Below are 10968 nucleotides of genomic sequence, written 5' to 3' on the forward strand. Positions count from 1 at the left end.
GTGAAATATAAATTATTGCTTGGCGCCTCGTTTGGTGCCGTTCTGGTGGGTAGCTTGGTTGCCCATGTTCCCGTCAGTTGGTTGTGGCAGCAAGCCCCCAAGGTACAGGGGCTGGAAGTCTCCGGGCTATCTGGCACGCCTTGGCAAGGGGCTGCCTCCCAGGTTCGTTGGCAAGGTATGAACTTAGGTCGGCTGCAGTGGGACATGAGGGTCTTGTCGCTGTTTACCGGTAAGGTGAAGCTGGATGTCCGCTTTGGTCAGGGGAGCGAAATGAACTTGGCTGGACGCGGCATGGTTGGCTACCAGTCCGCAGGCCCTTTTGCCGAGAACCTATTGGTCTCTTTACCCGCTAGCCAAATTGTTAATTATGCGCCGATGACGGTGCCTGTCAGCTTGGCTGGTAATCTGGAGCTGACTTTGCGTAACTACCAGTTTGCTTCGCCTTATTGTGCCGAGCTGGATGGGGCATTGGCATGGACGTCGGGCCAGGTGAATTCACCGCTGGGGGCATTGAACCCGGGGCCTGTGATTGCAGACTTAGCTTGTGAAGATGGCAAGGTACTTGCCAATGTTGAGCAAGCTTCTGCCGATGTATCAAGTGAGTGGGCAGCAACCTTATCTCCGGGCAATCGCTATGCATTGGTGGGTTGGTTCAAGCCGGGTGCAGAGTTTCCTGCGCAGTTATCCCAGCAACTGAAATGGCTAGGTAACCCTGATCCAAAGGGGCAGTACAAAATCGATTACAACGGCCGCTTCTAGTTCTGGATATCCCCCCTGTTAATACCCGACTAACCTAGTCGGGTTAACGATTTCTTAATAAAAGTCTTTATTTCACGCGCTCATTACCATTAAATAACAATTATTGTCTCAGCTACCGCCTTTAGTGGGTGGTTACAGAAACAGGAACTCGCATGGCTGCCAATCGTACCAAACCCGAAATTTTGGCAACGGAAGTTGTTGCTCAATCTCGGTTATTTAAAATTGAATCTTTGGATCTTCGTTTCTCTAATGGCGTTGAACGAACTTACGAGCGGATGAAGCCATCCAACCGCCATGCTGTGCTAGTGGTACCTGTTACCAAAGAAGGCGACTTGTTGTTGATCCGGGAGTATTCGGCTGGCACCGATCGCTACGAGCTTGGTTTCCCTAAAGGGCTGATTGATCTTGGGGAGTCGGCAGAAGAAGCGGCCAACCGAGAGCTGAAAGAAGAAATTGGCTTTGGTGCCAACCAGCTGCGACCGTTGAAAGAGGTGGTGCTGGCACCGTCTTATTTTTCCAGCCGCATGACCCTGTTTCTTGCCGAGGATCTGTACCCGGAATCGCTTGCCGGTGACGAGCCGGAGCCTTTGGAAATTGTCCGTTGGCCGCTGAGCCAGGTCGAGGAATTACTTCATCATTTAGATTTTGCCGAGGCGAGAAGCATTACCGCGCTTTTCCTTGCCCTTAAACAACTCTCGAAATAGGAGCGGAAATGGACTTATCGAACCTATTGCCTCAGGTCATCGACATTGCCCGGGCGTCGGGCCAGGTGATCTTAGACATTTACCAGCGTGGCCAGTTTGAGAAGCAGGTGAAAAGTGATAATACGCCTGTCACCAGTGCCGATTTGGCTGCGCATAAATTGGTTGTTGCCAAGCTGTCGGAGCTAACACCGGATATTCCGGTGCTGTCGGAAGAAGATGCGGGTGTTCCGTTGGCTGAGCGTGCCGAGTGGCAGCGTTACTGGTTGGTTGATCCGCTGGACGGTACCCAGGAGTTTATTGCCGGCAGCGGTGACTTTGCCACGATTATCGCCTTGGTTGAAAATAACACGCCGATTATGGGCGTGGTTTACGCGCCGGTTTCCGGGGTGGTGTACTACGCCTATAAAGATAAGGGCGCATGGAAAACCACACCGGAAGGTGAGACGGTCCGAATTTCCACCCATCGCCACGAGCTGCCAACCCAGTCGCTGGCGGTAGCAATTAGCCGTCGCCAGGATATCAGCGCGATCACCAACCGTTTGGATCCGGCGCTCAACTATGATCTTGTGCCGCTAGGCTCGGCAGCATTGAAGTCCTGCTTGGTTGCCGAAGGTGCAGTGGATTGCTATCTCCGCCTTGGGCCGACGGGTGAATGGGATACTGCCGCAACGCAATGTATTGTCGAGGAGGCGGGTGGGCGCATTCTTAATACCCATCTCACACCGTTGTCATACAACGAGCGCGATACATTGGAGAACCCTAACTTCATTACCCTTGGGGATGAGAATTTGCCATGGTCATCGATTCTGACGCCGGATGATCGGTTGATGGATGTAGAGTAGTTTCCTGACCTGCGCTAACCATGAAAAATAAAAACGGAGCCAATTGCGGCTCCGTTTTTTATTTTAGCCAGTAGGCTCATCGCTAGAATAAGCGATTAAGGCCATTAAGTGCGGCGACGCGGAATGCTTCGGCCATCGTTGGGTAGTTGAAGGTGGTATTAACGAAGTAGTCGATGTTATTGCCTTCGCCTTTTTGCTCCATGATCGCCTGACCAATGTGGATGATCTCTGCTGCACGTTCCCCGAAACAATGGATCCCGAGGATCTCCTTGGTTTCGCGGTGGAACAGGAGCTTCAGGCTACCGACTTCCGTACCGGCTATCTGGGCACGGGCAAGGTGCTTGAACTGCGAGCGGCCGACTTCGTACGGCACTTTCTCGGCGGTCAGCTCTTGCTCGGTTTTGCCGACGGAGCTGATTTCCGGAATGGTGTAGATTCCGGTAGGGATGTTTTCAATCAACCGGCCAAGCGCCTCGCCGTTGGCAATGGCCTGGGCAACGAATCGGCCTTGGTCATAGGCGGCGCTGGCGAGGCTTGGGTAGCCAACGACATCCCCGACGGCATAGACGTGCTCGATATCGGTGCGGTAGTTCTCGTTCACTTTCAGTTGTCCGCGAGAATCCGGCTCTAGGCCCACCTTGCCTAGGTTTAGCCGGTCTGTATTGCCTGTTCGGCCATTGGCGTAAAGCAGGCAGTCAGCGCGCATCTTCTTGCCGGATTGCAGGTGCAAGACCACCCCGTCTTCGGTGGGTTCGATTTTCTCGTAGGTTTCGCCGTTGCGGATCATGACGCCGCTGTTCCAGAAGTGGTAGGAAAGCGAGTCGGAAATTTCATTGTCGAGAAACTCAAGGAGCCGATCGCGGGTGTTGATCAAGTCGACCTTGACCCCAAGCCCTCGGAAGATGGAGGCATACTCGCTACCGATAACGCCGGCACCATAGATGATGATATGGCGCGGGTCGTGCTTGAGTTGCAAGATGGAGTCGCTGTCGTAAACACGGTCATGGCTAAAATCGACATCGGCTGGCTGGTAAGGGCGGGAGCCGGTGGCAATAACAAACTTGTCGGCACTGTAATACTCGCGGCTGCCATCGGGCTTTTTCACACTGACGGTATGTGTGCCGGTGAAGCTGGCCTCACCAAAAATAATGGTGCACTGGTTGCGATCATAAAAGCCCTGGCGCATGCGTGTCTGTTTGTTCACGACAACCTGGGCATGGCCGAGAATTTGGCTGAAGGTGCTATGCAAGGTCGAATTGTTCTTGCAATAAAGCGGGTTGTGATTGTATTCGATGATCCTGCTAACAGCATGGCGCAAGGCTTTTGACGGTATGGTTCCCCAGTGAGTACAACCTCCACCTACACTTTCTTCCCGTTCGATAATCGCGACATTGTATCCGGCTTTGGTTAGCCCCATTGCCGCCCCTTCACCACCGGGACCACTGCCGATAATGATGGCATCGAAATGTTGGGTAGCGGAATTTTTGCTTTTTGTCATGCTTGGCCTTTATTATCATCCTTGCAACATTGCTGTCTCGTCATTTTAACTTCTTCTAAAAGCAGGTAGAATCAGTCATCGACGATAGGTAGGCAATGATCACGTTGTTCGGGCGTTGGGGAGTTAAAAATCTGATATCCGTGGAGCTTTTGTTGCAATGTGCGAGTTTGTGAGCCAACAGTAAATCTGGCGATTCCGGCTTTGATTAAGCCTATGTCAGGAATTACTATGTTTTGATGGCTGTGAAAAAGCGCGTATAGTGGCAACAACTTGCGCAAGATAATCCGAAGAGAACCAAGAAAACCATGGGTATTAGGGCTCAACAGAAAGAAAAAACCCGCCGTTCATTAATTGATGCTGCATTTAACCAGTTAAGTGCGGAGCGTAGCTTTTCGAGCCTCAGCCTACGTGAAGTGGCAAGGGAGGCAGGCATTGCGCCGACGTCTTTCTACCGTCATTTTAAAGATATGGATGAGCTCGGTTTGACCATGGTCGATGAAGGCGGCTTGATTTTACGTCAGCTGATGCGTCAGGCTCGTCAGCGCATTGCCAAAGAAGGCAGTGTGATCCGTACTTCGGTCGAGACGTTTATGGAATTTATCGAGGGGAGTCCTAACGTTTTTCGCTTATTGCTGCGTGAGCGTTCTGGTACTTCTCCGGCATTCAGGGCGGCGGTTGCCCGCGAAATCCAGCATTTCGTGGCGGAACTCACCGAATACCTGGTTGCGAAAACAGGGGTAACCCACGATGAAGCCTACACTCAGGCGGAAGCGTCGGTCACCTTGGTATTTAGTTCCGGTGCCGAGGCGCTGGATCTTGATAGTCATGCTCGAGCTGAGCATGCCGAAAGATTGATTATGCAATTGCGAATGATTGCAAAAGGTGCCTACTGGTACCGTAAAGAGCGTGAGCGTCGTGAGCTCAGGCAAAAACTCTAACTTCATTTTTGTTGGTGAAAGGATATGAACAAAGATCAAATTAAAGCTGAACGCAAAACATTGGTGATGTCGCTGCTAGCTGGCTTGTGTGGTAACGCTACACTGGCAGTGCTGACTTCAAGCGCGGTATCATTTTCTGTTTTCCCTGTGATTGCGTTCGCGTTGGCAATCTACTGCCTATACCAGGAATACCTAAGCAAGCCGATGTCTGAAGGCACCCCGGCGATTGCTTTTGCCTGTTTCCTTGTTGGTGCGTTCGGTTACTCGGCGTTCCTACGCGCAATGTCGCCTGACATGGGCTCAAACTTCTTGCCGCTAATGATCACCCTAGGCCTATTGTTCTGGGTGACATACAAAATGGGCTTTATGACGCCTAAGAAAGAAGAAGCGCAAGCATAAGCTAAATTAGCTTCGACCAACAAAAAAGGCGCTGATAGCGCCTTTTTTAGTTTCTGCTGCCTGCCGAGCGGTTATTTGCGCTCGAGCAGTACACCGGCTTCCATATGGTGGGTATATGGGAACTGATCGAACAGGGCAAAGCGAGTAATACGGTGGGTTTCGCTTAGGATATCCAAGTTGTCTTTCAGTGTATCCGGGTTGCAAGAGATATACATGATACGGTCGTAACCCTGCACCATGCGACAAGTGCCCTCATCCATACCTGAGCGCGGTGGATCAACAAAAATCGTGTTGCAGTTGTAGCTCTGGAGGTCGATATTTTGATCTTTTAGGCGGCGGAATTCGCGCTTGCCTTCCATTGCGTCGGTAAAGTCTTCTGCCGACATGCGGATGATCTGCACATTATCGATGTTGTTGACTGCAATATTGTATTGGGCTGAATCAACGGAAGGCTTGGCCAACTCGGTAGCCAGTACGCGCTCGAAGTTTTTAGCTAGGGCTAGCGAGAAGTTACCGTTACCGCAGTACAGTTCGAGCAAGTCACCTTCGCTGTCTTGGGTGCAATCGACAGCCCACTCCAGCATTTTCTGGGCAACTTCACCGTTAGGCTGGGTGAAGCTGTTTTCCACTTGCTTGTAGGTAAGGGTGCGGTCGTGAACTGTCAGCTTTTCGATAACGTATTCTTGGTCGAGGACGATTTTCTGCTTACGGGCACGGCCGATGAAGTTAAGGTTGAAGCCTTCGTCGTTCAGGCGTTGCTTCAGCGCTTTGGCTTCTGCTACCCACTCTTCATCCAGTTGGCGGTGGTAAAGCAGGGATACCAAGATTTCGCCGCTAAGCGTTGAGAGAAAATCCACTTGGAATAGTTTGTGGCGCAAGGCTTTGACTGGCTTAAGAGCATCAACCAGTAATGGCATTAAGTCGTTGATCAAACGGCTGGCCGCTGGGAACTGATCAACGCGGTACTTTTCGCGCGTTTCTTGGTTGAACATAATGTAGAACAAGTCTTCGCCTTCATGCCAAACGCGGAACTCTGCACGCATGCGGTAATGTTCGGCTGGCGAGGCAAACACCTCTAGTTCAGGGGTTTCAAAATCCGCAAAGATATTTTGAATACGCGCTGCTTTTTCATCTAGCTGTGGTTGGTATTCAGCTGGATTAATCGCGGTGGATGCCATGTCATTGCCTCAAACTGCTCAAAATAAGAGCGCAGATTTTATTGCATTGTTGACTGATGTCCAGTGTTAGCGGTGATAAAAATGCTGCGACTAGCCATATTTCAGTTTACACCACCGATGAAGCTAGACATTCGCCTGAATGATTATTAGCATTCTGGGTGCGCTGGTTAGCCTGGTTTCAGGCATAGGGAATACGGTGAAACTCCGTAACTGACGCGCAGCGGTGATAGAGAACGAAAGCACATGGACAGTTAGTTCCGAACACTGCTTCTACAAGCTGTGCAATGCAGCGAAAGAAGTGGGAAGTTGTTGCCTAGGTGGTTATTCAACCTTGCTCTTAAGTCCGAAGACCGACCAGTGTACCGAGTAGGAAAGCCTGCTCTGTAATAAACGCGACTTAAGGTAATCCAAATAATGAAAAAAACACTATTAGCAGTGGTGTTGGCACAAGTGTGCCTACCGTCTGTGGTTTTGGCAGATCAATCTTCAACAGATGAAGTCATGGTGGTGACTGCCAACCGTTTCGAACAGCCCATCAAAAATGTAATTGCACCGGTATCGGTGGTTACCAAAGAAGAAATCGACGCTATCCAAGCGAAGTCTCTTGCGGAAGTATTGCGACGTCTACCTGGGGTGCAAGTGGTATCTGGTGGTTATGGCCAGGCGACTGAAGTCTATGTACGCGGTACCACTTCCCGCCATTTGCTTGTGATGATCAATGGCGTACGTATTGGTAGTGCGACCCTTGGCAGTGCTGATTTCAGCCAAATCCCTTTAACTGGTATCGAACGAATTGAATTTATTCGTGGCTCGCGTGCTGCCTTGTATGGCTCTGACGCCGTGGGTGGTGTGCTAAACATCATCACTGAGTACCAGTCTGGCGAGCAATTGGTACAAGTTACAGCTGGCGCTGGCAGTGATGGCTATTATCAACTAGGCGGATCTGCCGCTGGTTCGCTGGGGGAGAGTAGCTGGGGCAAATTGGCAGTTAAAGGTGAAGAGGCTGATGGCTTCTCGGCGCGTAAGCCGCCCTTTGAACAAGATGATGATGGCTTTAAGCAGAAAAATGTTGTTGCGGAGCTGGGTACCCAGTTGGGCGATAACTGGAAGTTGAGCCTGCAAGGTTATTATCACGACGGTGAGGCAGAATACGATGACTCGTATGGTGCCCCAAATGCACAAAGTGAAAGCTCGCTATATAACGTTGCGGCAAAAGCGGGGTATTTCGCAACTGACTACGTGAGTGAAGTGACTGTTGCCCACAACCAAGACGAGGCACGTAACTTTAATGACTTATCCCCAGGCAGTACTATCAAGACCAAGCGTGATGTGGTGAACTGGCAAAACCATTACCAGGTCAATAACCAACTGGAAGTTGGTGGTGGTGTAGAGTGGAACCGGGATAAGGTGTCAAATACCGATACCACTTATGACAAAGATACTCGGGATAATACTGCGTTTTACCTTACCTCGATTTATCGCAATCAGGGGCTGCAATTAGAAGGTAGCGTCCGCACCGATGATAATGATAGCTATGGACGTAATAATACGTGGCAGGCAGCTGCAGCTTATACCTTTGCGTCCGATATTCAAATTTCTGCCAACGTAGGGACGGCATTTAAGGCGCCTACCTTTAATGATTTGTATTGGCCTGATTCTGGTAACCCAGATCTGGAGCCGGAAGAGTCGACAAATTATGAAGTTTCCCTGGCCGGCTCCCACAGCTTGCTTGATTGGCGTATTACTGCGTATCAGTCAGACATTGAGAAGCTCATTGCTTGGGCACCTAAAGATGCCAGCAATCCAGCTGGCGATTGGATTCCAATGAATGTGAATGAGGCTGAAATTAAAGGCGTGGAGTTAACTGCAGGATTCTACACTGGCCCGCTTTACCATGATTTAAGCTACGACTACCTAGATGCGAAAGATACTGACTTGGACAAGCAATTAATCCGTCGAGCCAAGCACAATGCGAAATGGAATATGTCGTACATGCTTGATCAGTGGCAGTTTGATGTCAGTGCTCTGTATCGTGGTAAAAGTTATGAGGATGCCTCAAATACCAATGAACTTGATGCTTATACCTTGGTTGATGTCGCTGCCAGTTACTTTGTGACTGACAACCTTACTCTAAGAGGGCGGGTCGCTAATTTATTCGATGAAGATTATGTCGCGAAAGAAACCTACAACGTTCAAGAGCGTAGCTACTACGCCACGGTTACCTACCAATTTTAATTGAGTCATTAAGCCACCACTTGCTGGTGGCTTTTCTATAAGAGCTAAGCAAACAATGAAACCTATTCGAACCATTGTCAGTTGGTCTTCTGGTAAAGACTCAACCTTGACGCTCATTCGCTTGTTGAACGATCCTCACTATGAGGTTGTCGGTCTATATACAACCTACCTAAATGATGAAGTGCCTTTTCAGGCAACACCAATTGAAGTGGTTAGGCAACAAGCCCAGCAGGCTGGACTACCGCTAATTGAGATCCCCTTGCCTGAAGTGTTCCCGGCAAATGATATTTACCAGTCATTAGTGATAGAGGGCATTAAATCCAGCAAGCTTGAAGTAGAGGCCGTTGCTTTTGGTGATATGTTTTGTAACGGCATTGCCGAATACCGACGTAGTTACATTGAACCTGCAGGGTGGCAGTGTGTTTTCCCGCTGATAGGGCAAGCGAGTACTTTGCTGGCACAAGAGATGTTGGATATCGGTATAAAAACACTGGTAGTGACCGTCGATACTGAACAGCTCGACGGTAAGTTTTGTGGAAAGTGGTTTAGCGAAAGCTTTATTCGCAATCTACCCGATAGTGTGGATCCTTGCGGTGAGGACGGGGAGTTTCACACGCTTGTTGTTAAGGCGCCGTGTTTTGATGGAGAGCTAAAGATCCATTGCTTGGATGTTGAGCGTAAGGGACGGTTCCATCATCAGCGTTACGAGTTGGTTGAAGATAAATAAACTCAGAGCCTTTTCGTGCTACCCGTATTCACAGTATGATGAGCCTGATATAGGCATAGGGGTATAACAAACTGTGAAGCGGGTACTTATATTTGATTCAGGTGTAGGTGGTTTATCAATTTACCAAGAGATCTACCGTCAGCTTCCGCAAGTTCAATATGTTTATGCTTTTGATGATGCCGCGTTCCCTTATGGCGAATTACCAGATAGCGAACTCATTGAGCGAACCTCCCATATCGTGACCCGCCTGGTTGAACGTCACCAAGTCGATCTCGTGGTGATAGCCTGTAATACTGCGAGCACTATTGTATTACCTTCGTTGCGTGAGCAACTGTCCATTCCAGTAGTTGGGGTCGTACCAGCGATAAAACCTGCTGCACTCGCCAGTAAACGCAAAGCGATAGGCTTGCTAGCCACACCTGCCACAATCACCAGGCAATATACTGATATCTTAATTAGCCAATTCGCTAATGATTGTGAGGTACTAAGAATAGGTTCGACTCGTTTGGTTGAAATGGCAGAAGAGAAATTGCGCGGTAAGCCCGTATCGATTACTGAGTTGAGGGAGATACTGTCTGCATGGCAAGGGAAAGTTGATTGTATCGTGCTTGGTTGTACCCACTTCCCACTGATCAAAGAAGAAGTATTGCTAGCTGTAGGTGAAAAAGTACAGGTTATCGATTCGGGAATGGCGATAGCTAACCGAGTCAAAGCACTGCTCGGGGATGTAGTTGTTCATCAGCAAGTATTTTCTAACTTCACATATAACAGTGCCGCAGGTGAAAATGCTGCGGCACTGAATATTAGTTTGGAACAGCTCGGGCTTAGCGCTATCGAATCTCTGAACTATCCCCGTTCTTTGGTTCGTTAGCTTCGCGTACTTTGAGGGTGCGCTGGCCGTACTCTTTGTTGTTTAGCTGTTCAATGGCGTGGTCTGCATCTTTACTGTTAATCACGACAAAACCAAACCCGCGACGCTTACCCGTTCGCTTATCTTTCATAAGGCGAACAGCAAAGACTTCTCCATACTCAGAAAAAAGCTTCTTAACTTCATTTTCATTCGCGCGGTAAGGCAAATTGCCTACATAAAGGGTTTTACTACTTTGAGAGTTGTCGACCTGCGAGCTTTTTGACTGAGAAGAAGTGAAATAAGGAAGCGCAAAACCTACAGCTATTGCACCAAGTGCGAATGCAAGGCCGGATGGAAGGGGAAGAATAGTAAAGAGAATCCCTCCACCAACAGCGATTGCAAGAATCGGTATTAAATTTTGATTGGATAATTTCATATAAAGCTACATCGTCATAAAAATTAGAATAGAAGGCGTTATTGGTTATTTTAACAACAGAGTCACATTGATATTACTTTCATTGACTTGTAATTGCTAGTAAGTGAATGTGACGATGCTCTAATGTTGAATTTAGAGGCATTTATCTCACATTAGTTGAAATAATCGCCAAGTGGAAATTTTTTCAAAAAAAAGGGTTGTCAGGCGGAACAAACTCTCTATAATGCCGCCTCACTGACACGGAGCACGGCAACTTAAGCCGCTAACCAATCAGTATTGTTCTTTAACAATTTGACCATGCAATCTGTGTGGGCACTCGTGAAATGATAGTCAAAAGATTTATCAATGAAACTGAGTGACCAAATCGAATCGCAAGATTCGGCACAGTCAATTCATTCATTA

At 48.8% G+C, this 10968-nt stretch carries 11 protein-coding genes and 1 riboswitch; of the genes, 8 read left to right on the plus strand and 3 right to left on the minus strand.

The annotated features are described in order from the left end of the window. From C9I98_RS22815 to cysQ, 3 genes are all read left to right on the plus strand, one after another. Complete coding sequence (locus tag C9I98_RS22815; RefSeq protein ID WP_036824957.1) at positions 1-759, plus strand: type II secretion system protein N; 759 nt, start codon at positions 1-3, stop codon at positions 757-759. A gap of 152 nt (positions 760-911) precedes the next feature. Then, on the plus strand, positions 912-1463 hold the full coding sequence (nudE, locus tag C9I98_RS22820; protein ID WP_036824959.1) for an ADP compounds hydrolase NudE: 552 nt from the start codon (positions 912-914) through the stop codon (positions 1461-1463). Between the two features lie 8 nt (positions 1464-1471). Continuing rightward, a complete protein-coding gene (gene cysQ, locus C9I98_RS22825; RefSeq protein WP_107272520.1) occupies positions 1472-2305 on the plus strand; it encodes a 3'(2'),5'-bisphosphate nucleotidase CysQ in 834 nt (277 codons plus the stop codon). 82 nt (positions 2306-2387) lie between these two features. Here cysQ and sthA read toward each other — a convergent pair whose 3' ends face one another. Next, a complete protein-coding gene (sthA, locus tag C9I98_RS22830; protein WP_036831628.1) occupies positions 2388-3803 on the minus strand; it encodes a Si-specific NAD(P)(+) transhydrogenase in 1416 nt (471 codons plus the stop codon). Between the two features lie 305 nt (positions 3804-4108). Here sthA and fabR point away from each other — a divergent pair, with 305 nt between their 5' ends. Together fabR and C9I98_RS22840 are read left to right on the plus strand one after the other, a co-directional pair. Continuing rightward, complete coding sequence (gene fabR / locus C9I98_RS22835; protein WP_036831631.1) at positions 4109-4741, plus strand: HTH-type transcriptional repressor FabR; 633 nt, start codon at positions 4109-4111, stop codon at positions 4739-4741. Between the two features lie 24 nt (positions 4742-4765). Beyond that, positions 4766-5140: a YijD family membrane protein gene (locus tag C9I98_RS22840; protein ID WP_036831638.1), complete on the plus strand. Its 375-nt coding sequence runs from the start codon at positions 4766-4768 to the stop codon at positions 5138-5140. A 71-nt stretch (positions 5141-5211) separates the two neighbouring features. Here the strand turns inward: C9I98_RS22840 and trmA are convergent, their stop codons facing one another. Then, entirely contained in the window at positions 5212-6318 is a 1107-nt protein-coding gene (gene trmA / locus C9I98_RS22845; RefSeq protein ID WP_036831639.1) for a tRNA (uridine(54)-C5)-methyltransferase TrmA, read from the minus strand. Positions 6319-6465: 147 nt separating this feature from the next. After that, positions 6466-6691: riboswitch (cobalamin riboswitch) on the plus strand. Positions 6692-6732: 41 nt separating this feature from the next. On the opposite strand from trmA, the gene C9I98_RS22850 reads away from it, so the two are divergent. From C9I98_RS22850 to murI, 3 genes are all read left to right on the plus strand, one after another. After that, a complete protein-coding gene (locus C9I98_RS22850; RefSeq protein ID WP_036831640.1) occupies positions 6733-8553 on the plus strand; it encodes a TonB-dependent receptor domain-containing protein in 1821 nt (606 codons plus the stop codon). 55 nt (positions 8554-8608) lie between these two features. After that, entirely contained in the window at positions 8609-9280 is a 672-nt protein-coding gene (locus C9I98_RS22855; protein ID WP_036831641.1) for a Dph6-related ATP pyrophosphatase, read from the plus strand. 73 nt (positions 9281-9353) lie between these two features. Continuing rightward, on the plus strand, positions 9354-10151 hold the full coding sequence (gene murI, locus C9I98_RS22860) for a glutamate racemase (RefSeq protein WP_036831643.1): 798 nt from the start codon (positions 9354-9356) through the stop codon (positions 10149-10151). Here the strand turns inward: murI and C9I98_RS22865 are convergent. Then, positions 10111-10566, minus strand: a complete 456-nt coding sequence (locus C9I98_RS22865) for an RNA recognition motif domain-containing protein (protein WP_036831645.1) — start codon at positions 10564-10566, stop codon at positions 10111-10113. The two genes, murI and C9I98_RS22865, sit on opposite strands and share 41 nt — an antisense overlap. Between the last annotated feature and the right edge of the window lie 402 nt (positions 10567-10968).

It is taken from the genome of Photobacterium sanctipauli (genome assembly GCF_003026495.1).
Taxonomy (GTDB): Bacteria; Pseudomonadota; Gammaproteobacteria; order Enterobacterales; family Vibrionaceae; genus Photobacterium; species Photobacterium sanctipauli.